At 63.1% G+C, this 24,715-nt stretch carries 23 protein-coding genes; 15 read left to right on the top strand and 8 right to left on the bottom strand.

The window, feature by feature from the left end:
• Positions 1-111 precede the first annotated feature (111 nt).
• A complete protein-coding gene (gene tpx, locus OO258_RS10075; RefSeq protein ID WP_266030165.1) occupies positions 112-612 on the bottom strand; it encodes a thiol peroxidase in 501 nt (166 codons plus the stop codon).
• Positions 613-1,037: 425 nt separating this feature from the next.
• Between tpx and OO258_RS10070 the strand changes: the two genes are divergently transcribed.
• Positions 1,038-2,225 (top strand): Bcr/CflA family efflux MFS transporter, encoded by a 1,188-nt coding sequence (locus OO258_RS10070; protein WP_266030163.1) that lies wholly within the window; start codon positions 1,038-1,040, stop codon positions 2,223-2,225.
• Positions 2,226-2,295: 70 nt separating this feature from the next.
• Here the strand turns inward: OO258_RS10070 and OO258_RS10065 are convergent, their stop codons facing one another.
• From OO258_RS10065 to OO258_RS10055, 3 genes are all read right to left on the bottom strand, one after another.
• Entirely contained in the window at positions 2,296-3,576 is a 1,281-nt protein-coding gene (locus tag OO258_RS10065) for a serine/threonine transporter (RefSeq protein WP_266030161.1), read from the bottom strand.
• A 376-nt stretch (positions 3,577-3,952) separates the two neighbouring features.
• A complete protein-coding gene (locus OO258_RS10060) occupies positions 3,953-5,149 on the bottom strand; it encodes an aromatic amino acid transaminase (protein ID WP_266030160.1) in 1,197 nt (398 codons plus the stop codon).
• A 246-nt stretch (positions 5,150-5,395) separates the two neighbouring features.
• Positions 5,396-6,421, bottom strand: a complete 1,026-nt coding sequence (locus tag OO258_RS10055) for an Ldh family oxidoreductase (RefSeq protein ID WP_266030159.1) — start codon at positions 6,419-6,421, stop codon at positions 5,396-5,398.
• 143 nt (positions 6,422-6,564) lie between these two features.
• Here OO258_RS10055 and OO258_RS10050 point away from each other — a divergent pair, with 143 nt between their 5' ends.
• The 11 genes from OO258_RS10050 to OO258_RS10000 all read left to right on the top strand — a co-directional run bounded on the left by OO258_RS10050 (position 6,565) and on the right by OO258_RS10000 (position 19,006).
• Complete coding sequence (locus OO258_RS10050; protein ID WP_110744143.1) at positions 6,565-7,437, top strand: MurR/RpiR family transcriptional regulator; 873 nt, start codon at positions 6,565-6,567, stop codon at positions 7,435-7,437.
• Between the two features lie 22 nt (positions 7,438-7,459).
• Positions 7,460-8,212, top strand: coding sequence for a transporter substrate-binding domain-containing protein (locus OO258_RS10045; protein ID WP_110744144.1), 753 nt, complete (start codon positions 7,460-7,462; stop codon positions 8,210-8,212).
• A gap of 105 nt (positions 8,213-8,317) precedes the next feature.
• Positions 8,318-9,037, top strand: coding sequence for an ABC transporter permease (locus OO258_RS10040; RefSeq protein ID WP_266030158.1), 720 nt, complete (start codon positions 8,318-8,320; stop codon positions 9,035-9,037).
• Positions 9,034-9,744, top strand: coding sequence for an ABC transporter permease (locus tag OO258_RS10035; RefSeq protein ID WP_110744146.1), 711 nt, complete (start codon positions 9,034-9,036; stop codon positions 9,742-9,744). Before OO258_RS10040 ends, OO258_RS10035 begins: the two co-directional genes overlap by 4 nt.
• Before the next feature lie 16 nt (positions 9,745-9,760).
• The gene (locus OO258_RS10030; RefSeq protein WP_266030156.1) at positions 9,761-11,005 is read left to right on the top strand and encodes an NAD(P)/FAD-dependent oxidoreductase; all 1,245 of its coding nucleotides are present in this window, start codon (positions 9,761-9,763) and stop codon (positions 11,003-11,005) included.
• A gap of 22 nt (positions 11,006-11,027) precedes the next feature.
• Entirely contained in the window at positions 11,028-11,810 is a 783-nt protein-coding gene (locus OO258_RS10025) for an amino acid ABC transporter ATP-binding protein (RefSeq protein ID WP_323054378.1), read from the top strand.
• Between the two features lie 353 nt (positions 11,811-12,163).
• Complete coding sequence (locus tag OO258_RS10020) at positions 12,164-12,967, top strand: gamma-glutamyl-gamma-aminobutyrate hydrolase family protein (protein WP_266030155.1); 804 nt, start codon at positions 12,164-12,166, stop codon at positions 12,965-12,967.
• A gap of 390 nt (positions 12,968-13,357) precedes the next feature.
• Positions 13,358-14,269, top strand: coding sequence for a 5-dehydro-4-deoxyglucarate dehydratase (kdgD, locus tag OO258_RS10015; protein ID WP_110744150.1), 912 nt, complete (start codon positions 13,358-13,360; stop codon positions 14,267-14,269).
• 102 nt (positions 14,270-14,371) lie between these two features.
• Positions 14,372-15,736 (top strand): MFS transporter, encoded by a 1,365-nt coding sequence (locus OO258_RS10010; RefSeq protein ID WP_266030152.1) that lies wholly within the window; start codon positions 14,372-14,374, stop codon positions 15,734-15,736.
• 79 nt (positions 15,737-15,815) lie between these two features.
• Complete coding sequence (gene garD / locus OO258_RS10005; protein ID WP_266030150.1) at positions 15,816-17,369, top strand: galactarate dehydratase; 1,554 nt, start codon at positions 15,816-15,818, stop codon at positions 17,367-17,369.
• A gap of 56 nt (positions 17,370-17,425) precedes the next feature.
• Complete coding sequence (locus OO258_RS10000) at positions 17,426-19,006, top strand: aldehyde dehydrogenase (NADP(+)) (RefSeq protein ID WP_266030149.1); 1,581 nt, start codon at positions 17,426-17,428, stop codon at positions 19,004-19,006.
• Positions 19,007-19,073: 67 nt separating this feature from the next.
• Here OO258_RS10000 and OO258_RS09995 read toward each other — a convergent pair whose 3' ends face one another.
• Positions 19,074-19,823 carry a FadR/GntR family transcriptional regulator gene (locus OO258_RS09995; RefSeq protein WP_110744154.1) on the bottom strand — a complete coding sequence of 250 codons (750 nt, stop codon included), beginning with the start codon at positions 19,821-19,823 and terminating at the stop codon, positions 19,074-19,076.
• Between the two features lie 198 nt (positions 19,824-20,021).
• Between OO258_RS09995 and OO258_RS09990 the strand changes: the two genes are divergently transcribed.
• Together OO258_RS09990 and OO258_RS09985 are read left to right on the top strand one after the other, a co-directional pair.
• Complete coding sequence (locus OO258_RS09990; RefSeq protein WP_266030148.1) at positions 20,022-20,672, top strand: DUF998 domain-containing protein; 651 nt, start codon at positions 20,022-20,024, stop codon at positions 20,670-20,672.
• A 74-nt stretch (positions 20,673-20,746) separates the two neighbouring features.
• Entirely contained in the window at positions 20,747-21,076 is a 330-nt protein-coding gene (locus OO258_RS09985; RefSeq protein ID WP_266030147.1) for a hypothetical protein, read from the top strand.
• An 89-nt stretch (positions 21,077-21,165) separates the two neighbouring features.
• Here OO258_RS09985 and OO258_RS09980 read toward each other — a convergent pair whose 3' ends face one another.
• Positions 21,166-22,380, bottom strand: a complete 1,215-nt coding sequence (locus tag OO258_RS09980) for a YeeE/YedE family protein (protein WP_266030146.1) — start codon at positions 22,378-22,380, stop codon at positions 21,166-21,168.
• A 141-nt stretch (positions 22,381-22,521) separates the two neighbouring features.
• Here OO258_RS09980 and OO258_RS09975 point away from each other — a divergent pair, with 141 nt between their 5' ends.
• On the top strand, positions 22,522-23,430 hold the full coding sequence (locus OO258_RS09975) for a LysR family transcriptional regulator (protein ID WP_266030144.1): 909 nt from the start codon (positions 22,522-22,524) through the stop codon (positions 23,428-23,430).
• Here the strand turns inward: OO258_RS09975 and OO258_RS09970 are convergent, their stop codons facing one another.
• On the bottom strand, positions 23,431-23,949 hold the full coding sequence (locus OO258_RS09970) for a DMT family transporter (RefSeq protein WP_266030143.1): 519 nt from the start codon (positions 23,947-23,949) through the stop codon (positions 23,431-23,433).
• A 146-nt stretch (positions 23,950-24,095) separates the two neighbouring features.
• A complete protein-coding gene (locus tag OO258_RS09965) occupies positions 24,096-24,677 on the bottom strand; it encodes a hypothetical protein (RefSeq protein ID WP_266030141.1) in 582 nt (193 codons plus the stop codon).
• Between the last annotated feature and the right edge of the window lie 38 nt (positions 24,678-24,715).

Raw genomic sequence — 24,715 nt, 5'->3', positions numbered from 1 at the left:
TGGAGCGGTGGCGGGCTTAAAGGTTTCCATAGGCCTTACCGGCCTTGAAGCAGGCAAGCCCGCGCCAACGCCGGAACAGGCAACAAGTGCCCGCCCTGCCCCCCACAACCCTTACTTCAGTACAGCCAGCGCGGCGTCGTAGTTCGGCTCATCGGCAATTTCGCCAACCAGCTCGCTGTGCAGCACCTTGTCGTTCTCGTCCAGCACCACCACGGCACGGGCGGCCAGGCCGGCCAGCGGGCCGTCGGCGATGGCTACGCCGTAGTTTTCGAGGAACTCGCGGCCACGCAGGGTCGACAGGTTCTTCACGTTTTCCAGGCCTTCGGCGCCGCAGAAGCGTGCCTGGGCGAACGGCAGGTCAGCCGAGATGCACAGCACCACGGTATTGCCCACTTCGTTGGCCTGGGCGTTGAACTTGCGCACCGAGGTGGCGCAGGTCGGGGTGTCCACGCTTGGGAAAATGTTCAGCACCTTGCGCTTGCCGGCGTAGTCTTTCAGCGACTTGTCAGCCAGGCCTTCACCTACCAGGGAGAAAGCCGGTGCCTGGGCGCCGGCCTGTGGCAGGTTGCCGTTGACCTGGACCGGGTTGCCTTTGAGAGTCACTTGAGCCATGACGAAATCCTTATGCGGGGTTTGAAAAGGACACTGAGTTAAGCATGAAGGCGGCCGGGTGCCTATGGGGGGATGTGAAATTGTTCCAATTCCGGACTATTTTTGTGGACAAACCATGCCGCAATCAGCCGTCACGCCCCTGTTACTTTTCAGTTGGCGAGCGCCTGTCCAGAGCTCCAGATATGGGCCCGCTACAACGCGGGATATCTAATTGCTCAGGGCTGTACAAGCCTGCCATCACTCTTGAAGTAAAGATTCCTACAACCCTATCGGAACTTTCGCTAACAAGTTCACCTTGTGCATCTTCAAGATGACGCTACCATCAGGTGCGCGGCAAAAACAACACTTAATTGGGGATACCTAGATGAAATGAAAAGGTCCTATTTTTTGCTTTTCAAAACTCGGCAGTCGGCGGGATTGGTCGTATGAGCCGCCATCCGGCTTCCCTACAATGCCATTTGAATTCTGTGTTGCTAATTCTGATGTGTCTTTTAGGCGTATTTCCGTTAGATGTGATCCTGCCATCATTCCCAGCGCTCGCAGGCACATTTCGGGTCGACCCCAAGCAAATAGCGTATTCGGTGAGCGCTTTCGCTATTGGTGTCGCCATGGCGCAAATAGTGATTGGCCCTCTTTCAGATCGCATCGGGCGCAAGCGTTTGCTGCTTGCCGGATTGGGCGTATCCATTGCGGGGGCGCTCGGTTGCGTATTTTCAACCCGCTATGAAACGTTCATGGTCTTTCGTCTGGTGCAGGCCCTGGGTTGCGGCAGCCTCGTGCTAGGCCAGGCGCTTGTGCAGGACCTCTACAGCGGTACACAACGCAATGCCATGCGCATCCTGTTAACAAGCGCGAGCGGGTTGTTCATCTCCCTGTCACCGCTGGCAGGCGCTTTTCTTCAACAATCTTTCGGCTGGAAGGCAAGCTTTACGGTATTCGTGGTAATCGCTGTAATCGTTTCACTTTTATCGTGTGTGCTGCTTCATGACACACCTGCGTCGCATGACCGGGCGCCAAGTATATCCAGTTATCGGGTGATGCTGCGAGACACCAACTATCTCGCGCACTCCATACTGTCCAGCCTCGCCTTTGCCTGCCATTTTTCCTTCATCGTCATAGCGCCATTGCTGCTGATGGATAGGCTGGAGCTCACGACTTATCAATTTTCTATTGTATTTATCGGCTATGGGTTGGCCTACATCGCTGGCGGCATGGCTGCGACCTACCTGAACAGTCGCGTAAGCACGCAAGCTCAAATAAAAGCAGGCCTGCTGCTTATAAGTACTGCCGGCATTACCCTTTTGACGTGGGAATGGGTGGCAGGTTTATCTGTGCTAGGGGTTCTACTGCCGATGATTGTCTGTACCACCGGCACAACCCTGGTACGCCCCGCTGCAACGACCCAGGCTTTGGCGCGCTATCCGCGTCAGGCAGGTGCGGCAGCGTCGCTCCATACGACACTGCTGTTTGCTGGCGGCGGTTTGACGAGCAGTCTGGTCACAGGCTTCGAAAGCGCGCTGCCGGCGGGCCTGGCTGTGCTGTTCGTGATGGCCAGCCTGTGCGGAGGGTGGCTGCTTGCGTGCACCAAGGACGATGCAATGCAACGCTGCTGATACCTTGATGAGGCAAAAAAATGCCCGGGTGGCGACAAGCGACCCGGGCATTCTTGAATGAAACGGTGAATCAGCTTACAAGGCCGTACATCACCGAAGTCAGCGCAACAAGGCCCACCACCACAACGAACACGTTGGAGGCCGCACCGCTGTACTTGCGCATCGATGGCACCCGGCGGATGGCATACATCGGCATCAGGAACAACAGCACCGCGAGAATCGGGCCGCCGAGCGACTCGATCATGCCGAGGATGCTCGGGTTGAGGGTGGCGACTATCCAGCACACCACCAGCATCAGTGCAGCAACTACGCGGTCCAGGGCCTTGGCGCCCGGACGCGCACCGGTCTTGGCGATAATACCCTTCAGGCCTTCGCTGGCACCGATGTAATGGCCCAGGAACGACTTGGCGATGGCCACGAAGGCGATCAGCGGCGCAGCGAACGCGATGGTCGGGTTGCTGAAGTGGTTGGCCAGGTACGACAGGATCGACAGGTTCTGCGCCTTGGCTTCGGCCAGCTGGGCGCTGCTCAGGGTGAGCACGCAGCTGAACACGAAGAACAGCACCATCACCACCATCAGCAGGTGCGCGCGGCGCAGGATCTGGCCGCTGCGCTCATCGGCGTGTTCACCGTAACGGCGCTTCTGGTCGACGGCAAAGGCCGAGATGATCGGCGAATGGTTGAATGAAAACACCATCACCGGAATGGCCAGCCACAGGGTGTGCAGGAAGGCCGAGGCCGGCGGCACCTGAGTGGCGCTGTCGAGAATGCCACCGGTCCAGTGCGGCACCAGGTACAGGCCCAGCAACGCGAGGGCGACGATGAACGGGTAGACCAGCAGGCTCATGACCTTGACCGTGGCCTGCTCCCCGCAGCGCACGATGGCCAGCAGGCCGAGGATCAGCACGAATGACAGGATTGCCCGTGGTGGCGGCTGCATGTGCAGCTGGTGTTCCATGAAGCTGGACACGGTGTTGGTCAGCGCCACGCTGTAGATCAGCAGGATCGGGAAGATGGCGAAGAAGTACAGTACGGTGATCGAGGCACCGGCGTGACTGCCGAAATGCTCCTTGACCACTTCGGTGATGTCGCCGCCATCACGCCCGGAAAGGACGAAACGGGTCAGCCCGCGATGGGCGAAATAGGTCATCGGGAAGGCCAGCACGGCCAGGATCAGCAGCGGCCAGAAGCCGCCAAGGCCGGCGTTGATCGGCAGGAACAGTGTCCCGGCGCCGATGGCTGTGCCGAACAGGCCCAGCATCCAGGTGGTGTCGTGACGCGCCCAGCTGCCGAGGGTGGCGGGGGTCGATTCTACAAAGCGTTGTTCAACGCTTGGGGCCTGCTCATTCATTCCGGGTGAAGCTCCACTCGCAAGACTGCAACAGGCTGAGAATGGCGAAATAGACCTTTCGCCCAACTCAACCGGAAAAGAGGGGCGCGATTGTGCACGGAAAGGTTGCACTTGCGAAGCCCTTTTCCGAGGAGCGGTTGCACTTGTCTTTACAAGTGGAAGGCATTGCTGGTGTCGTTCGGTGGAATGTCGCGGCCTGGGGGCCTGTGGGAGCGGCCTGTGGGAGCGGCCTTGCGTCGCGAAAGGGCCGCAAAGCGGCCCCAGCAATGTCAGCGGCAAAGCTGCAATCGTGGGGGCGCTCCGCCCCCCTTTCGCGACACAAGGCCGCTCCCACAAAGTCCAACCGCGCCCCGCAGGAGGGTCCGTGGCTGGCGAGTTACTTCTGAACGGCAGCGAACGCTTCGGCAACCCGTTGCAGGTTGGCCGGGCGCAGGCCGGACATGCACACGCGGCCGCTGTCGATCAGGTAAACACCGAACTCGTCCCGCAGGCGGCGCACCTGCTCGACGCTGAAGCCGGTGTAGCTGAACATGCCGCGCTGGCGCAGGAAGAACTGGAAGTCCTTGCCTGGCAGCAGCACGGCCAAGGCATCGACCAGCGCCTGGCGCATGTCGAGGATACGCTTGCGCATCACTTCGACTTCTTCGGCCCACTGGGCATTCAGGCCGGCATCGCTGAGTACGCCAGCTACCAGCTGTGCACCGAAGTTGGGCGGGCTGGAGTAGTTGCGGCGCACGGTAGCCTTCAGCTGGCCAAGCACGCTTTGGGCAGTGGCCTCGTCGTCGCAGACCACCGACAGGCCGCCAACCCGTTCGCCGTACAGCGAGAAAATTTTCGAGAACGAGTTGCTGACCAGGCAGGGCACGCCAGCGCGGGCCATTTCGCGGATGGCGTAGGCGTCCTCCACCAGGCCTTCGGCGAAGCCTTGGTAGGCGATGTCCAAAAACGGGATCAGCTGGCGCGCCTTGACCACTTCGACCACTTGCTGCCACTGATGTTGATCCAGGTCGGCACCGGTGGGGTTGTGGCAGCACGGGTGCAGCAGCACCACGCTGTTGGCCGGCAGGGACTGCAGGGTGGCCAGCATGCCGTCGAAGTCCACACCGCGGGTGGCCTGGTCGAAGTACGGGTAGGTGTGCACCTTGAACCCGGCACCCTCGAAGATGGCACGGTGGTTGTCCCAGGTCGGGTTGCTGACCCAGACTTCCGACTGCGGGAAGTAGCGCTTGAGGAAGTCGGCACCGACTTTCAGAGCGCCGGAGCCGCCCACGGTCTGCACGGTGGCTACGCGGCCGCCGGTCACGGCGGGGTGATCGGCACCGAACAGCAGCGCCTGGATCGCCTGGCGGTAGCTGGCCAGGCCTTCCATCGGCAGGTACAGGGAGGCTTCGTGGTCCTGGCCGGCGATGCGTTTTTCCACCGCATCCACAGCCGCCAGCTGCGGCACCACGCCGGCCTCATCGTAGTACAGGCCGATGCTCAGGTTGACCTTGTCGGCGCGCGGGTCGGCCTTGAAGGTTTCCATCAACGAGAGGATCGGGTCGCCGGCATAGGCATCGACATGTTTGAACACAGCGTGCAGCTCCTTGGATCAGGACAGTACGAAAAGTCAGCCCTGAGCATACCCGGAGTGCGGGCTCAGGAACATCCACTAATGTGCAAGGTTGTCTATGCAACATTGCATGACTGGGAAATTGCTGCGCTGTCACGCAGAGAACACTGGTCATTGTGGGAGCGGGCTTGTCCCGCGAAGGGAAGCGCGCGGTGCATGGCACCGGCCTTGCCGGTGTTCGCGGGGCAAGCCCGCTCCCACAGCGGATCAGCCCAGCAACTCTTTCAGGCCCTGCAACTCTTGCTCGGTCACCGCCACGCCCTCTTCCTCGGCCACCTCACGCTCACGATACCGCCGCTCGCCCGGCATCCGCGTCAGCCCCGCAGCCTGCATCTGCTCGACCAGCTCGCGACTGCGCTGGGCAAACCGCTCGCCTTCGGCCTTGCCCGGATCGATGACAATGATCAACTGCCCCGTCCATGGTGTTTTTGCCCCCGGGTGCCCGGACCAATCGAACTCCCAGGAGAAATTACCGCCGGTCAGTGCCGCTGCCAGCAGCTCGACCATCATCGACAGTGCCGAGCCCTTATGCTCGCCAAATGGCAGCAAGGCGCCGCCTTCGAGAATCGCCTTCGGCTCGGTGGTGGGCTCGCCATTGGCGTCCACGCCCATGCCCTCAGGCAACTGCTGGCCCGCACGCGCGGCAATCTGCACATCGCCGTGTGCCATGGCGCTGGTGGCCATGTCGAAGACGATCGGGTCATGTTCGGCACAAGGTGCCGCAAAGGCGATGGGGTTGGTACCGAACAGTGGCTTGCGCGCGCCATGTGGCACCACGCACGTCATGCTGTTGACCACACTCAGGGCCACCAAGCCCTCTTCGGCAAACGGCTCCACATCTGGCCACAGCGCGGCAAAGTGGTGCGAATTGTGAATCGCCAGTACGGCAATGCCCGCATTACGCGCCTTGGCCACCAGGAGGCCGCGGGCCGCTGCCAGCGCCGGTTGGGCAAAGCCGCCGGCGGCATCGACGCTGACATAGCCGGCAGCTATGTCACTCACCTTCGGCCGGGCCTGGCCATTGACCCAGCCACTGTTCAGCGTGGAGACATAGCCAGGCATGCGGAACACCCCATGGCTGTGGGCGCCATCGCGCTGGGCGCTGGCGCAGTTATAGGCCAGCACCTGGGCCACGCTGTCGCTGCAGCCGTGGCGCTGGAAAATGGCCTGCAACAGATCCTGCAGCTCGGTAAAAGGCACGCGCACGACGGTGCTGGTGGACGGTGCGGACATCTGAAGCTCCTTGTTGATTTTGGAATGGCTACAGCGTTGCAACGACAAAAACTTTCCTGCATGTGACAGCAATCTGTCAAATGTTGACTTGATGACAGAAAACATTCATTTTCTTCCCAAGCCTTACCCTCTGGAGCCGCAGCATGAGCCAACCGATCAAGCAACGCCTGGAAAACAGCCTCGAAGGGGCTGCTGCCTCAGGCCGCAAGATCGCTACCTACATGCTCGCCAACCTGCACGAGTTGCCGTTCCAGACGTCGGCCAGCATCGCCGCCAAGCTAGGCGTCAGCGAATCCAGTGTCGGGCGCTTCTGCCGCTCATTGGGTTATGCCCATCTCAAGGCACTTAAGCAAGACCTGCAGAACGACCTGGGCGATGGCCCGTGGCTGGTGGGTGACCGCTTGCAGGATTACCGTCAGAGCCAGGACGCCAGCGACAACGGCGGCAGCCTGGAGCTGGAAATCGCCGCCTTGGTACGCGTGCACGAGTACCGCCAGAGCCCGGCCTGGCACAGCGTGGCGCAACGCCTGGCGAGCAAACCGCGGGTATTCGTCGCCGGCTTCCAGACCGAGCGTGGCGTCGCCATGTGCATGAGCCACTTGCTGCAATACCTGCGCGACGGCGTGCAACTGGTCGACCTTGGCGCCGGCCACTTCGGCGAAGTGCTGCTAGGCCGCGCCGAAGACAGCGCCCTGGTGGTGTTCGAAGCGCGCCGCTATTCGCGCCACGCCTTGCTGCTGTGCCAGAAGGCGCGCGAGGCTGGCATTGCGGTCACCCTGGTGACCGACACCTTTTGCGACTGGGCCGATGCCAACGCCGACGAGGTGTTCCGTATCCCCACCGAGTTCAATCTGTTCTGGGAATCCACCTCGGCGATGCTGTCGTGGGTGCACCTGATGGTCAACGAGGTCTGCAAGAAGCTCGGACCGGATGTTGAAAAACGCTTGGAAGCAACTGCCGCTCTACATAACGCATTCGTCGGCTACACCTCGTGGTCGGCGGGAAAACAACAATAGCAAGAGTGCAATGAGGTGCGAGATGAACAAGTCCATGGCCTTGGTGGGTGCGTGCGCCCTGCTGCTGGCGGGTGCCGCCAGCGCTGAAACCCTGCGGTTCGCCACCGAGGGTGCCTACCCGCCCTTCAACTATGTAGACGCCGATAACAAGCTGCATGGCTTCGATATCGACATCACCCACGCCCTGTGCGAGCAGATGAAAGTCGAATGCACGCTGGTGGCCCAGGACTGGGAAGGCATCATCCCCGCCCTGATGGCGCGCAAGTACGATGCGGTGGTGGCGTCGATGATCGACACCCAAGAGCGACGCAAGAAGATCGCCTTCACCGACCACTACTACCGCACGCCACTGACCGTGGCGGTTGCCAAGGACAGCAAGATCGACAGCGCCCAGACCGACTTTGTCGGCTACACCGTCGGTGCGCAGTCATCGTCGACCCAGGCCATCTACGCCGAAGACGTGTATGGCAAGGCCGGTGCCGACGTGAAACTGTACCCGACCATGGACGAAGCCAACGCAGACCTGGCGGCAGGCCGCCTGGACGGCGTGATTGCCGACAAATTCCCGTTGCACGAGTGGATGAGCAAGAACGGCGGGGATTGCTGCAAGATCCTTGGCGACGTGGCCGACACCAAGGCCGATGCCGCTATCGCTGTGCGCAAGGACGACGAAGCCTTGCGCCAGCGCCTGAATACCGCGCTGCAACAGATCGTGGCCAACGGTACGTATCAGAAGATCGCCAGCAAGTACTTCGCTTTCGATATCTACAACTGATCTTCAGGAAGTTGTGCGAACTCCCTGTAGGAGCGGCCTTGCGCAGCCCTTTCGCGACGCAAGGCCGCCCCCACAAGGCCGCATAACCTGCCCAAGAGGTTCGTCATGCTCGATCAATTGTCCTTGCTGTCTTTCGCCAGCGGAGGCTGGGGCCAGGCGTTGCTGGCCGGTGCGCTGGTTACCGTTTCCCTGGCCCTGGCCTGCCTGCCCATCGGCCTGCCCCTGGGCCTGGTGGTCGCGCTGGCGGCGCGCTCACGCAAACGCCTGCCACGGGCCTGGGCGACCACCTTTTCTACCGTGTTCCGCGGCCTGCCCGAGCTGCTGACGCTGCTGATCATCTATTACGGCTGCCAGATTGCCGCGCAGAAGATCCTCGCTGCCATGGGCTACCAAGGTGAGTTCATCATCAACACCTTCCTCGCCGCCATGATCGCTTTCAGCCTGGTGTTCGCTGCGTTTTCCAGCGAGATCTGGCTGGCCGCCTTCAAGACCCTGCCCAAGGGCCAGCTGGAAGCCTGCTCGGCGCTTGGCCTGAGCAAGCGCACCGGGTTCTTCAAGGTGGTGCTGCCACAACTGACCCGCATCGCCCTGCCCGGCTTGTCAAACAATTGGCTGTCGCTGCTCAAGGACACCTCGCTGGTATCGACCATCTCGCTGGTCGACCTGATGCGCCAGACCAACCTGGCGGTGAGCGTGACCAAGGAGCCGATGTTCTTCTATGGCGTCGCCTGCCTGGGCTACCTGCTGTTCGCGGCACTGTCCGGGCGGGTGTTCGCCTTCATCGAAAGGCGCAGCAACCGCCACCTGCAAGGAGCACGCGCATGAGCCTTGATCAACTGCTGGCACTGGTGCTCGACCCCGACTTGCTGGAGCGCTATGGCCCGCGCTTCCTCGACGGCCTGCTGGTGACCGCCAAGCTGGTGGCCATTTCCTTCAGCCTGGGCGCCGTGCTCGGCCTGCTGCTGGCCCTGGCGCGCATGTCGCGCAGCCTGCTGCTGCAGCGCATGGCCGCAGGCTATGTGTACTTCTTCCGTGGCTCGCCACTGCTGGCCCAGCTGTTCCTGCTGTACTACGGCCTGGGCTCGCTCAAGGGCTTCTGGCAAGACGTCGGCCTGTGGTGGTTCTTCCGCGAGGCGTGGTTCTGCACCTTGCTGGCATTCACCCTGAACACAGCCGCCTACCAGGCCGAGATCTTCCGCGGCAGCCTGATGGCCGTCGCCCCTGGCCAGCATGAGGCTGCACGCGCACTGAACCTCAAGCGCTCGACCACCTTCTTCAAGGTGATCTTGCCGCAGTCGCTACTGGTGGCGATCGGCCCGCTGGGCAACGAACTGATCCTGATGATCAAGGCCAGCGCGATTGCTTCGCTGGTGACCATCTACGACCTCATGGGCGTGACCAAACTGGCCTTCTCGCGCAGCTTCGACTTCCAGATCTACCTGTGGGCTGCCGTGCTCTACCTGGTGATCGTCGAACTGGTGCGGCGCCTGCTGAAACACTTGGAAGCCCGCCTGGGCCGCCACCTGAACTGACCGAAGGATACGTTCCATGCATTGCCAGACCCTTGTCCTCGGCGCCGGCATCGTCGGCGTCAGCACCGCCCTGCACTTGCAGGCCCGCGGGCGCCAGGTGATCCTGATCGACCGCGACGAACCGGGCAGCGGCACCAGCCACGGCAACGCCGGGCTGATCGAGCGCTCCAGCGTCATTCCCTATGCGTTCCCACGGCAACTGGGTGCGCTGCTGCGCTACGGCCTGAACCGCCAGCCCGATGTGCGCTACAGCCTGATGCACCTGCCCAAGGCCGCACCGTGGCTGTGGCGCTACTGGCGCCAGTCCGCCCCCGGGCGTTTGGCGGGGGCTGCCGCCGACATGCTGCCGCTCGTGCAACGCTGCGTTGAAGAACACGATGCGCTGATTGCAGCTGCCGGCCTTGAGGGCCTGGTGCACGCCAAAGGCTGGATCGAGGTATTCCGCGACCCGGCGTTGTTCGAGCAGGCCAAGGCCGATGCCAAGGGCCTGAGCCGTTATGGCCTGCAGTTTGAAATTCTCGAATGCGCCCAGTTGCAAGCCCGCGAGCACCAACTGGACGCCACCGTGGTCGGCGGCATCCACTGGCTCGACCCGAAGACCGTGAACGACCCCGGCGCCCTCACCCGTGGCTATGCCGCGCTGTTCAAGCGACGCGGCGGGGAGTTCCTGCATGGCGATGCGCGCAGCCTGCGCCAGGCAGGCGACAAATGGCAGATCGGCAGCCGCCGCGGCCCGATCATCGCCGACGAGGTGGTAGCCTGCCTTGGCCCGCAGTCGGCCGACGTGTTCAGCGGCCTGGGCTACCAGATCCCGCTGGCGATCAAACGTGGCTACCACATGCACTACGGCACTCGTGATGGCGCGCAGCTGGAGCACTCGATCTGCGATACCCAGGGTGGCTACGTGCTGGCGCCGATGGCGCGCGGTGTGCGCCTGACCACCGGCATCGAGTTCGACGCCGCCAGTGCGCCTGGCAATGAGATTCAGCTGGGGCGCTGTGAGGCCCTGGCGCGCAAGTTATTCCCGGCCCTGGGCGAACGCCTGGATGACACACCGTGGCTGGGGCGCCGCCCCTGCCTGCCCGACATGCGCCCGGTGATCGGCCCGGCGCCGCGCCACCCGGGGCTGTGGTTCAACTTCGGCCACGCCCACCACGGCCTCACCCTGGGCCCGGTCAGCGGCCGCCTGCTGGCCGAGCTGGTCACCGGCGAGCGCCCCTTCACCGACCCCGCGCCGTACAGCGCGACCCGTTTCGACTGAACCCACGCGGGAGAACAACAAGATGACCGCACCCTTGAGCCTTGCCAACCTTGCCCCCGAACCCGACCCGCGCCCGGTGCTGATCCGCATCGAAGGCCTGAACAAGCACTACGGGGCGTTCCACGTGCTGCGTGACATCGACTTGCAGGTGCGCGAAGGCGAACGCATCGTGCTGTGCGGGCCGTCGGGCTCGGGCAAGTCGACACTGATCCGCTGCATCAACCGCCTCGAAGTGGCCCAGCAGGGCAGCATCCAGGTAGACGGCATCGACCTCGCGTCCACCGGCCGGGAGGCAGCGCAGGTGCGCAGCGACATCGGCATGGTGTTCCAGCATTTCAACCTGTTCCCGCACATGAGCGTACTCGACAACTGCCTGCTGGCGCCTACCAGCGTGCGCGGGCTATCGCGCAAGGACGCCGAGGAACGGGCGCGCATGTACCTGAGCAAAGTCGGCATCGAAAGCCAGGCGCACAAGTACCCCAGCCAGTTGTCTGGCGGGCAGCAGCAGCGCGTGGCGATTGCCCGGGCGCTGTGCATGAAACCGCGGATCATGCTGTTCGACGAACCGACTTCGGCGCTGGACCCGGAGATGGTGGCAGAGGTGCTGGATGTGCTCGTGCAACTGGCCGGCACCGGCATGACCATGCTTTGCGTGACCCATGAAATGGGCTTCGCCAGGCAGGTGGCCGAGCGCGTGCTGTTCCTCGAGGGCGGGCAGATCATCGAGGACAGCCCGCCGCAGGTGTTCTTCAACCAGCCGCGCACCGAGCGGGCCAAGGGGTTTCTGGCGCAGATACTGCATTGATCGAAGCCCTGTCACCTCGGCCCCACAAGGACCGAGGTGACTTAAAGCGACCTATCATTGCACCGCTGCAAAGACCCGACTGCATCGTTAAATATTATTGACCTTACCCCCCGCCAAACCCACGCCACGACAGGCCCGCATCGGTTTCAGCCCCCGAAAAACGGCGCCTCCCCTGCGGTAAAGCCCGCTTGCGTCGTTTGACATATCGAACGGCTCTGGCAAGCTATCTACAGGCCCCGACCGGAATCGTCACCACGACGAGCCGGCAGTGCTCGGGGCTACAGGCAGCACTCAGAGCCCCGCGCCGTGCGCCTGCACAACAACGACAGGCTGAACCTGTCCCAAGGTGACATATGTCCAACAGCAACATTGGCAACAAGCAACCTTCCCTGCGCAAACCCGTCGTCCTGATGACCATGGGCAGCCAAGAGCGCAAAGGCCATGACTATCAGGTCATGACCCACAAATACATTACCCCGCTGGTCGAATTCTCCGATTGCGTCCCGGTGCTGGTCCCCACCTGCTGCGGCACCGAAGACCTCGACACCTACCTGGACATGGCCGACGGCGTGTACCTGACCGGCGCTGGCAGCAACATCGACCCGGCCCTGTACGGCCAGGAAAACCAGACCCCCGGTAAAGGCCAGGACCAGAATCGCGACCTGTTCGATATTCCGCTGGTCAAGGCAGCGCTCAAGCGTGGCCTGCCCATCTTCGGCATCTGCCGTGGCATGCAGGAAATCAACGTGGCGCTGGGTGGCGACATCTACCAGAAGGTGTACGCAGAGCCTGGCTTCAACGACCACCGGGAAAACCCCGAAGACCCAGTCGAGGTGCAGTACGCCCAGGTGCACAGCGTGAAGATCAAGCCGGGCAGCTGGCTTCGTGACACCCTGGGTACTGACGTGATCCGCGTCAACTCGCTGCATGGCCAGGGCCTGCACAAGCTCGGCGCTGGCATTGAGGCCATCGCCCACGCCGAAGACGGCCTGGTCGAAGCCATTCATGCCCCGAGCATCTCGCCGTTCCTGTTCGCCGTGCAGTGGCACCCGGAGTGGCAAGCGGCGAAGAACCCTGATTCGATCAAGATTTTCCAGGCGTTCGGTGATGCCTGCCGGGCCCAGGTACGTAAGGCGCAGATCAAGCGCGCAGCCTGACCTTCGGTTTCCTCTGCTTTGATCGCGGGGCGGCGCAAGGCCGCCCCCGTTTCCCCGGTCACCCTCTGCTGGTCCCAGAACGCTTCCCGTGGAATCGGGCGGTAGGCTTGTGCCTGTCTCCGCGATCGTTTTTTCTCCCCACCTCAAGAGATACGATGACTCCCATGTGGTTGTCGTCATATCTGCTGCGCCGGTGAGATCGCGCGCCGCGCGGGCGGCGCCGGATATCCGCGCCACCGCCATTCTCAAACTGAACACCTCGGCACCTGAACACCTAAACACCAAAACAAAAAATTCCGAAAAGGGGCTAGTCATCTTTGAGGTTGTACGATAACTTACCTCCAACGCAAAACAACACCTTCACCCAAGCGCCACAGGATGCCAACAACAATGAATCCCCAAGAACTCAAATCCATCCTTTCCCACGGCCTGCTGTCTTTCCCGGTCACCGACTTCACCGCCCAGGGCGACTTCAACCAGGCAGGCTACATCAAGCGCCTGGAATGGCTGGCCCCCTACGGCGCCAGCGCCCTGTTCGCCGCCGGTGGCACCGGTGAGTTCTTCTCCCTGGCGGCCAGCGAATACAGCCAGGTGATCAAGACTGCCGTCGACACCTGCGCCACCTCGGTACCGATCCTTGCCGGTGTTGGTGGTTCCACCCGTCAAGCCATCGAATACGCGCAAGAAGCTGAGCGCCTGGGTGCCAAGGGCCTGCTGCTGCTGCCGCACTACCTGACCGAAGCCAGCCAGGACGGCGTCGCCGCCCACGTTGAAGCCGTGTGCAAATCGGTGAAGATCGGCGTGGTGGTCTACAACCGCAACGTCTGCCGCCTGAACGCCGACCTGCTGGAAAAACTGGCCGAGCGCTGCCCCAACCTTATCGGCTACAAGGACGGCCTGGGTGATATCGAGTTGATGGTGTCGATCCGTCGCCGCATGGGCGATCGCTTCAGCTACCTGGGTGGCCTGCCGACCGCCGAAGTGTATGCTGCCGCGTACAAGGCGCTGGGCGTGCCGGTCTACTCCTCGGCGGTGTTCAACTTCGTGCCGAAGACAGCCATGGACTTCTACAACGCCATCGCCCGCGACGACCACGCCACCGTGGCCAAGCTGATCGATGATTTCTTCCTGCCGTACCTGGACATCCGTAACCGCAAGGCGGGCTACGCCGTGAGCATCGTCAAGGCCGGCGCCAAAATTGCCGGTTACGACGCCGGCCCGGTACGTACCCCGCTGACCGACCTCACCGCCGAAGAGTACGAGATGCTCGCCGCGCTGATGGACAAGATGGGCCCGCAGTAAGCCGCCTGCGGCCTGCCAGATGCCGCGCCCGGAGTGGGCTAGCCCCACTCCGGTTACAATTCGTGAGCCCGCACAAAAATAACTAGTGGGAGTATTACCAGCATGCAAGCGACTAAGAAGACGCATGTGCGCTACCTGATCCTGTTCATGCTGTTCCTGGTGACCACGATCAACTATGCCGACCGCGCTACCATTGCAATCGCAGGCTCCAGCCTGCAAAAAGACCTCGGCATTGACGCCGTAACCCTCGGTTATATCTTCTCCGCCTTCGGATGGGCTTACGTGGCTGGCCAGATTCCTGGTGGCTGGCTGCTCGACCGCTTCGGTTCCAAGAACGTCTACGCCTTCAGCATCTTCACCTGGTCGCTGTTCACCCTGTTGCAGGGTTTTGTCGGCGGCCTGCCGGTGGCCTGGGCGGTGGTGACCCTGTTCACCCTGCGCTTCCTCGTCGGTTTCGCCGAAGCCCCGTCGTTCCCGGGCAACGCCCGTATCGTCGCGGCCTGGTTCCCTACCCAGGAACGTGGCACTGCCTCGGCCATCTTCAACTCGGCGCAATACTTTGCCACCGCCCTGTTCGCACCGATCATGGGCTGGATCGTGTTCAGCTTCGGCTGGGAGCACGTGTTCGTGGTGATGGGAGCACTGGGCATCATCTTCTCGATGGTATGGCTGAAGACCATCTACAACCCGCGCCAACATCCACGCATCAGCCAGGATGAGCTCGAACATATCGAGCAGAATGGCGGGCTGGTCGACATGGACCAGAAGCGCGGCAACGATGGCCCGAAATGGGGCTACATCAAGCAACTGCTGACCAGCCGCATGCTGCTGGGCGTGTACCTGGGCCAGTACTGCATCAACGCCATCACCTACTTCTTCCTTACCTGGTTCCCGGTGTACCTGGTGCAGGAGCGGGGCATGACCATCCTCAAAGCTGGCTTCATTGCCTCGCTGCCGGCGGTATGCGGCTTTATCGGCGGCGTGCTGGGTGGGGTGATCTCGGACTGGCTGCTGCGCCGTGGCAACTCGCTGACCTTCTCGCGCAAGCTGCCGATCGTCTGTGGCCTGCTGTTGTCGACCACCATGGTGTTCTGCAACTACGTCGACGCCGAGTGGATGGTGGTCGGCTTCATGACCCTGGCCTTCTTTGGCAAAGGCATCGGCGCGCTGGGCTGGGCGGTAGTGGCAGACACCTCGCCGAAGCAGATCGCCGGTTTGTCGGGCGGCCTGTTCAACACCTTCGGCAATATCGCCTCGATCACGACGCCGATCGTCATCGGCTACATCATCAGCGCTACCGGCTCGTTCAAATGGGCCCTGGTGTATGTAGGCGCCAACGCCCTGGTGGCCGTGTTCAGCTACCTGGTGATTGTCGGCCCGATCAAGCGTATCGAGTTGCGCGACGATGCCCCGAAGCCACAGGCTGAGCCTGCTGCCAACGGCGAACTGGCCAGCTCGCGTCACTGAGTGAACACGCCCGCGCCGGCTGGTCCGGTGCGGGCGGATGTACAAAAAAGCCTGAGAACCTGACAAGTAGGGCCCAAACATGCAGTTGATCGAACATTCCGACTCGCCCCGCTACGTCCGCCTGCACGACGACGATAACGTTGTGGTAGTGGTCAACGACGGCGGCCTGGGCGAAGGCGCCCGCTTCGCCGACGGCTTGACCCTGGTCGAAGGCGTGCCACAAAGCCACAAGGTTGCCACCGTGGCCATCGCCAAGGGCGAGCCCGTGCGCCGCTACGGGCAAATCATCGGTTATGCGCTGGAAGACCTGCGCCAGGGCAGCTGGGTGCAAGAAAGCCAGCTGGCCATGCCCGCTGCCCCGGAGCTGGACAGCCTGCCGCGCTGCGATGCCGTGCCACCGCCACTGCCGCCGCTGGAAGGCTTTACCTTCGAAGGCTACCGCAACGCCGACGGCACTGTCGGCACGCGCAATATCCTTGGCATCACCACCACCGTGCAATGCGTAACCGGCGTGTTGGAGCACGCGGTCCAGCGCATCCGCAGCGAACTGCTGCCCAAATACCCCAACGTCGATGACGTGGTCGCCATCACCCACAGCTACGGCTGCGGCGTGGCAATCAACGCGCGCGACGCCTATATCCCGATCCGCACCGTGCGGAATCTGGCGCGCAACCCTAACCTGGGCGGCGAAGCACTGGTCATCAGCCTGGGCTGCGAAAAACTGCAGGCCGGGCAGGTCATGCACGACAACGACCCTTCGGTGGACCTCAGCGACCCGTGGCTGTACCGCCTGCAGGACGCCAGCCTGGGCTTCGTGGAAATGATCGAGCAGATCATGGCACTGGCCGAAACCCGGCTGAAGAAGCTCGACCAGCGCCGCCGCGTCAGCGTGCCGGCCAGCGAACTGATCCTCGGCATGCAGTGTGGCGGCAGCGACGCATTCTCGGGCATCACCGCCAACCCGGCGCTGGGCTATGCCGCCGACCTGTTGGTCCGTGCCGGCGCCACCGTACTGTTCTCGGAAGTGACCGAGGTGCGCGACGCCATCTACATGCTGACTTCGCGCGCCGAAAACCAGGACGTCGCCGACGCGCTGGTACGCGAGATGGACTGGTACGACCGTTACCTGCAGCAAGGCGCCGCTGACCGCAGCGCCAACACCACACCGGGCAACAAGAAAGGCGGCCTGTCGAATATCGTCGAAAAATCACTGGGCTCGATCGTCAAGTCTGGCAGCGGTGCCATTCAGGGCGTACTCGGCCCGGGCGAGCGCGTCAACCGCAAGGGCCTGATCTTCTGCGCCACCCCTGCCAGCGACTTTGTCTGTGGCACCCTGCAACTGGCTGCCGGCATGAACCTGCACGTCTTCACCACTGGCCGCGGCACCCCCTATGGGCTGGCCATGGCACCGGTCGTCAAGGTGTGTACCCGCAGCGAGCTGGCCCAGCGCTGGCCCGACCTGATCGATATCGACGCCGGGCGCATCGCCAGTGGCCGCTCGTCCATCGAGGAACTGGGTTGGGAGCTGTTCCACTACTACCTGGACGTGGCCAGCGGTCGCAAGCAGACCTGGGCCGAACAGCACCGCCTGCACAACGACATTACGCTGTTCAACCCGGCGCCGATCACCTGATGAGTCAGGATGCCTGAATAGCCCTTTTCCTTAAGCGACTTCTACAGGAGCACCCCATGCCTGAAATCCTCGGCCACAACTTTATCGCCGGCCAGCGCAGCGCCGCTGGCGCCCAGCGCCTGCAAAGCCTGGACGCAAGCACTGGCGAAGCCCTGCCTTACAGCTTCGCCCAGGCCACCGAACATGAAGTGGACCAGGCCGCCAAGGCCGCTGCCGCCGCCTTCGCCGAATTCCGTCAACTGGCCCCGGTCCGTCGCGCCGAATTCCTCGACGCCATCGCCGCTGAACTCGACGAACTGGACGACGCCTTCGTCGCCATCGTCTGCCGCGAAACCGCCCTGCCTGCCGCCCGTATCCAGGGCGAGCGCGGTCGCACCAGCGGCCAGATGCGCCTGTTCGCCCAGGTGTTGCGCCGTGGCGACTACCTCGGTGCACGCATCGACCTCGCCCTGCCCGAGCGCCAGCCGCTGCCACGCGTAGACCTGCGCCAGATGCGCATTGGCGTCGGCCCGGTCGCGGTGTTCGGTGCCAGCAACTTCCCCCTGGCCTTCTCCACCGCAGGCGGCGATACGGCCGCAGCACTGGCCGCCGGTTGCCCTGTGGTGTTCAAGGCCCACAGCGGCCACATGGCCACCGCCGACCTGGTCGGCTGCGCCATCGTGCGTGCCGCGCAGCGTACCGGCATGCCCAAGGGTGTGTTCAATATGGTGTTCGGTGGCGGTGTGGGCGAGTGGCTGGTCAAACACCCGGCCATCCAGGCCGTTGGCTTCACCGGCTCGCTGAAGGGCGGCGATGCCCTGTGTCGCATGGCCGCCGAGCGCCCACAGCCGATTCCGGTGTTCGCCGAAATGTCCAGCATCAACCCGGTGATCATCCTGCCGGGCGCCCTGGCCAAGCGTGGCGAAGCCATTGCCAAGGAGTTGGCCGGCTCCGTGTGCATGGGGGCCGGGCAGTTCTGCACCAACCCGGGCCTGGTGATCGGCCTGCAATCGCCACAGTACAGCCAGCTGCTGGCCGACCTGGGCCAGCACTTGGGCCAGCAGGCCGGGCAAACCATGCTCAACGCCGGTGGCCTGCGCAGCTACGTCGCTGGCCTGGCGCACCTGCACGCCCATGCCGGTATCGACCACTTGGCCGGCCAGGCACAAGAAGGCAGCCAGGCCCGTGCCCAGCTGTTCAAGGCCGATGCCCGTTTGCTGGTCGAGTCTGATCCGCTGCTGCAGGAAGAAGTCTTCGGCCCCACTACAGTGGCCGTGGAAGCACAGGACAACGACCAGTTGCGCGCCGCCCTGCTCGGCCTGCGTGGCCAACTGACCGCTACCCTGATCGGCGAGCCAGAGGACCTTGAGACCTTTGCCTGGCTGGTGCCGCTGCTGGAAGAAAAAGTCGGGCGGATCCTGATCAATGGTTACCCGACCGGTGTCGAGGTGTGCGATGCCATGGTCCACGGTGGCCCCTACCCGGCCACCTCCGACGCGCGTGGCACCTCGGTCGGCACCCTGGCCATCGACCGCTTCCTGCGCCCAGTGTGCTACCAGAACTACCCGCAGGCACTGCTGCCTGAGGCACTGCGCGACGGCAACCCGCTGGGGCTGCGGCGGTTGGTGAATGGGCAGTGGACTGACGGAGCGATCTGAATTCACTCCACTTGAAAACAGAAAAGCCCCGTATCAACGGGGCTTTTTCATGTGCCTGTACCGGGCTTCAGGCGCCTTGCGCCTCTGCCTCCTCATGCGCTTGACGCAAGCGCTCGCGGCTGTTGCTCAAGTGCATGCGCATGGCCATCTTCGCCCCTTCGCTGTCACGTCTGGCAATGGCTTCGTAGATGGCTTCATGCTCATGCCTCAAGCGGCTCATGTAATGCGCCTGGTCATCATGCGCCAACCGCGCCGAATTCAGCCGGGTGCGCGGGATGATGCTGGTACCCAGGTGGTTGATGATGTCGGCGAAATAATGGTTGCCGCTGGCTTGGGCGATGCGCAGGTGGAACTGGAAGTCCGCCGACACTGCATCGGTGGCGTGCGCTGCCCCTTCGTTCAACTCGTCCAGCGCCGCACGCATGCCGGCCAGCTCTTCATCGCTGCGCCGTTGTGCCGCCAGGCCAGCCGATTCGATTTCCAGGGCTATGCGCAATTCCAGCACCGCGAGCACTTCACGCAGGGTGACCACAGTCGCCGGGTCGATGCGAAAGCCCCCGGTAGCCGGGGCATCCAGCACGAATGTGCCGATGCCATGACGCGTCTCGACCTGCCCGGCGGCCTGCAGCCGCGAGATCGCCTCGCGCACCACTGTGCGGCTGACGCCCTCTTCGGCCATGATCTGCGACTCGGTCGGCAGCTTGTCGCCGCGCTTGAGCTGGCCGCTGCGAATGCGCTCGGTCAGCACCGTGACCAGTTCCTGGGCCAGACTGCGCGGCTTGCGCCGGGTCCTTGCCTGTACCTGCTGCTCTGTCATTGCCCTGTATTTCACCTTGAAAGACAGCGCTCATCATAGCGCAAGCGGTTGTACGATCACATACACCCGGTGCGGTATTTATCACCCAGTTTTCCCGCGGGGTACCCCGAAAAAAGCGGCGGAAATACTGGCCTGGAGCCTGCGCAAGCCTGTACCGTGCAGGTTCACGCTCACCTATCCATGGAAGGAAACCGCAGCATGAAAACCCTCGACCGTCTGTTGCTCGGCAGCGGCTTGCTGATTCCCCTCTGGCTGCTGGCGGGGGTATGGCTCACCGCCCAGGCCTACCCGGGCTACGACCACCTGCAACAGGCGATGAGCCAGCTCGGCGCTGTAGGTTCGCCAACTCACGACTGGTCCCCACGGGTCAACAACTTCCCCCTCGCGGCGTTGTTCATCCTGTTTGCCTGGGGCCTGGCGCGACGCTGGCAGGGTTCCAAGCTGGCGTTGCTCAGCGCAGGCCTGGTGTTGCTGCATGGCCTTGGCAGCCTGGGCGCAGGCTGGTTTTCTTGCGACCAAGGTTGCGCCCCGGCCCAGCCGTCCACCTCACAGCAACTGCACAACCTGTCAGGCTTGCTGATGTTCCTCTCGCTGACACTGGCTAGCGCCCTGTGGGCCTGGCTGGGCAACCGTATCGCCGGCAGCCGGCCACTGGCGCTGTTTTCCCTCGCCTGCGTGATCCTGGCCATCGTCACCGTCGCGCTCATGGGCCAGGCGGCCCAAAGCGGGCAGCTGTTCGGCCTGTACCAGCGCCTTAACTATGGGGTAGCGGTACTGTGGGTCGCCGGCCTGGCCTGGGCCAGCCTGCGCAGGCCAGCGGTCAGCCCGCTGCGCATGGCCGCGATCTGAGGGCAAATTGCTGGCCCCCAGCCTGTCAAAGCGAAGGCAAACTTCGTTCTCCTTCAGATGCTTAGGACAGCAACATGCGAGTACTTCTAGCAACGATGGCCGGCTGCCTGCTGGCCACGCTCGCCTTCGGCGCCCAGGCACGGGCGCTAAGCCAGAATGATCGCCACACGTGCAGCTGGGGCGCACAGATAGCGGGTGAAGCCCAACAGGCCAAACTAGCCGGGGTAACCTTGTATGCCACGCGCAAGAAGCTTCAGGTGCGTAAATTCCCCAAGCCTTGGATGCGCATGACAGCATTCGGCATTACCGAGCAAACCTACAACAGCCGTTCAAGGCTGAAACCTGCGGCGATAAAGCAGACGTATTACGAGCAGTGTGTGCAGCATGCTGTAGCAAAACGATAACGTATTATTTTCATAGTGTTACGAATGAAAGTTAACGCTCTGCAACAGCACCGCTTGCAGCAGTTTCACAGCCATGCTGCGATACCGTCTCAGCAGCCGTTCAGCACCGCCGGGCGGCGTTCACCGGCAAAGAACAGCGGGCGCAAGCGCACGCCGATCAGGTTGCCCGTGTACGCCGCCACCAGCCACAGCCAGCCGTGCACGCTGCCCGAGGCAATGCCGCTGAAGTACGCACCGATGTTGCAGCCATAGGCCAGGCGCGAGCCGTAGCCCAGCAACAGGCCGCCAATCACCGCAGCCACCAGCGACCGCAGCGGGATTTTCAGGCTGGGTGCAAAGCGCCCGGCCAGCCCCGCCGCCAGCAGCGCCCCCAGCACGATGCCAAGGTCCATGACGGTGGTGATGTCTTGCCACAGTGGCGAAGCCAATGCCTTGGCATTGGCCGGCGCCTGCCAGAACACCCAGCTACCCACATCCACACCCAGGCCGCTGAGGGTTTTGGCACCCCACAAGGCGAAGGCCGAGGTAATACCCCACGGCCGCCCTGCCAGCGCCAGCGTTGCGTAATTGAGCAAGGCCAGGGCGACCGCGCCCCACAGCAGCGGCCATGGGCCCCGCAGGAAGCGGCGCAGGCCTTGGTGCTCGCTGGCGACCGGCGCTTCAAGCCCGCCATGACGGCGCTTTTCCAGCACCACCGTGGCCCAGGCGATCAACCCGAACACTGCCAGGCTCACCAGCAGCGCCGGCGCTACGCCCCAGGCTTGCACGATCGAGGTGGCCGGGAACGACGGCAAGGCGAACCACCAGTCGGCATGGTGGGTGGCCGTGACCGACCCGATGATGAAGAACAACAGGGTCACCAGCATGCGCGCATTACCGCCGCCCACGGTGAACAGTGTTCCCGATGCGCAACCGCCTCCCAGTTGCATGCCGATGCCGAAAATGAACGCACCGAACACTACCGAAACACCTGCCGGGGCCACCAGACCAGTGACCGGATTGCCGAACAGGCTGCCCGCCGACAGCGCCGGGAAGAACAGCAGCACAGCCAGGGCCAGCATGACCATTTGCGCACGCAGGCCCGCCCCCCGGCGTTCGTTGATGAACACCCGCCAGGCCGAGGTGAAGCCAAAGGCGGCGTGGTACAGCGTCAGGCCCAGCGCGGCGCCGACCAGCAGCAGCAAGACCTGCTTGAAGCCGGCATTGAGGTTGAGGAACCAGACACCGGCCAGCAGCAGGCCCAAGGCGATCAGAGGGGCGCCAAGGCGACGCGGTTCGGGTGTGGCAGTTGCGGAAAGACCCATCGGATTACTCGGATAACAATGAAACGGATGGGGAGTATACCCCCAACAGCTGACGCGGTCCTTGTAGGGGGGGGCCTCGAGAGGTCAAGGTATTTGTTAAGCTAATCGGCAGTGCCAAAACTGACCAAGAGCATTCACCCCATGGATGAACTGCGCAAGATCGACCTCAACCTGCTACTCGCCCTGCACGCCCTGCTCAGCGAAAAGCACGTGACCCGTGCCGCCCTGCGTCTGCACCGCAGTCAGCCGGCGGTCAGCCACGCCCTGGCACAGCTGCGCAAGCACTTCGACGACCCCTTGCTGGTCCGCCAGGGTGGCAGCATGACCCTGACCGCCCGGGCCCAGGCGCTGGCGCAGCCGCTGCAGGAAGCACTGGGCAATCTGAACGGCCTGCTGGCCACGCCGCAGTTCGAGCCGGCCAGCGCCCGGCGTCGGTTCCGGCTGTCGCTGTCCGACTACTCTTCGCGCATCGTCCTGCCACCGCTGATGCGTCACCTGCGCCAAGTCGCCCCTGGGATAGACCTGGCGATCAGCCAGGCCAGCCGTGAAACCATGCTGGCCCAGTTGCTCGACGGCGAACTGGACCTGGCCCTGGGGCTGTTCCCCGACCTGCCCCACAACATTACTGCCCAGCCGTTGTTCGCCGACAGCTTCGTCAGCGTGGCCGATCGCCAGGTGCTGCCCGCCAGCGGCGTCCTGGCCCTGGAGGACTGGCTGGCACGCCCACATGTATTGATGGCCATGCGCCCTGATGCTTTCGATGAGATAGAACGTGCGCTGGCTGCCCAAGGTTTGCAGCGCCGTATAGCCCTGGCCCTGCCACACTGGAGCGCAGCCCTGGAGGTGCTGGCCGGTACCGACCTGATTTTGACGGTAGCCAGCCGCGCTGTAGGCTCGTTGCGCCAGCACAAGACGTTGCGTCAGTTCACCCCGCCGCTGGTCATCCCCGCGTTCGATTACCAGCAAGCCTGGCACAGCCGCAAGGATCGCGACCCCGGGCACCGCTGGTTGCGCGAGACCGTGTGGGCCTGTAGCCAGCCAGGGCGCTGATCACCCTTCAGGTTGTTTCACGGCAGCTGTGCTGCTGGTTGCAGGCCCAGCGCCCCAGTTGCCCTGTACCAACAGCATGCCGCACAGGATCAGCACAACGCCCGCCAGCCTGGCCAGGCTGAGCGGCTTGCCGCCCAGCCCCATTACCCCGAAGTGGTCGGCGAGCACTGCCGTGATGATCTGCCCCGCCACTACCAGCACCAGAAACCCGGCTGCACCCAACTTATGGGTAAGCGCCGCCGCAGCGGCTACGTACATCGCCCCCAGCACACCGCCGATCCATAGCCACCAGGGCCCCTGCAGTGCCTTGCCCATGTCCGGCGCCGGTACCCTCAGGACCAGTAACGCGGCAATCACTACCAGAGAACTCACCGTCAGCGATGCGAACGCCCCCCATAACCAGTGGCCCAGCGCCCGGCCCACGGCAGCGTTGGCCGCAGCCTGAAATGGCAGCACCGCGCCGGCAAGCAGCGCCATGGCCACCGGCAGAACCAGTACAAGCATTGTCTTACTGAACATGGCTAACGGCTTCCCACCTGTCGATGCCGCTCATGATCGCCAATCAGCGTTGCTGATGGAAATCAAAACCCTGCACCCAGGGCATTCGCAACATGCATGATTGAGCAGCTTCACAGGTGGCCAGCTGCTCGCTTGCCCTTCAACCCTCAGCGCGAGGTTTCGATGCGCAGCACTTCGGTATAGATCGCGTCCACTGTCTGGCCTACCTTGAGATTCTTCATGCGCGCCTGCAGGTCAGGGTTCTCGACCTTGACTACCTGCAGCTTGCCTTCCGGGGGCAGCAGGCTTACCTCATGCTTGTCGAGGTCGATCTTCTTGATCTGCGAGGTCACCCTGACCTGGCGGAATGCCTCGCCGCCAGGGTTGGGGTTTGCCGCTGTAGCACGAATGGTTCCGGACTCTTCAGTTGCCTTGGGTGCCCCGCCCACCTCGGTGTTCAGCACGTACGCAACCGCGCGCGTCACGTAGATGTCGACTTGGTCACCTACCTTGAGGTTGGGCAGCGCCTTGGCCTTTTCGGTCAGCTGGAACGTTACATCCTGCTTGTCATCCGGGCCCTTCACCGTGACCTGGCGGTTGGCCAGGTCAATGGCGGTGACTTGGGTGGTGACATGGCTTTCCAGCGCCTCGCTACCGATGGGGACATCGGCAGCCTGCACTGCGAAGCTGGCAACAGAGGCCAGGGTGGCAAGGGCTACAGCACGAGCAAGAGTGCGAATCGGGTTCATAGGCCTGCTTCCGTGTAATCAAGTCCAAGGGCGCGTGA

The organism is Pseudomonas sp. DCB_BI (genome assembly GCF_026240995.1).
Taxonomy (GTDB): Bacteria; Pseudomonadota; Gammaproteobacteria; order Pseudomonadales; family Pseudomonadaceae; genus Aquipseudomonas.
The sequence above is the reverse complement of the archived record's forward strand: the minus strand, read 5'-3'. Positions and strand labels throughout refer to the sequence as shown.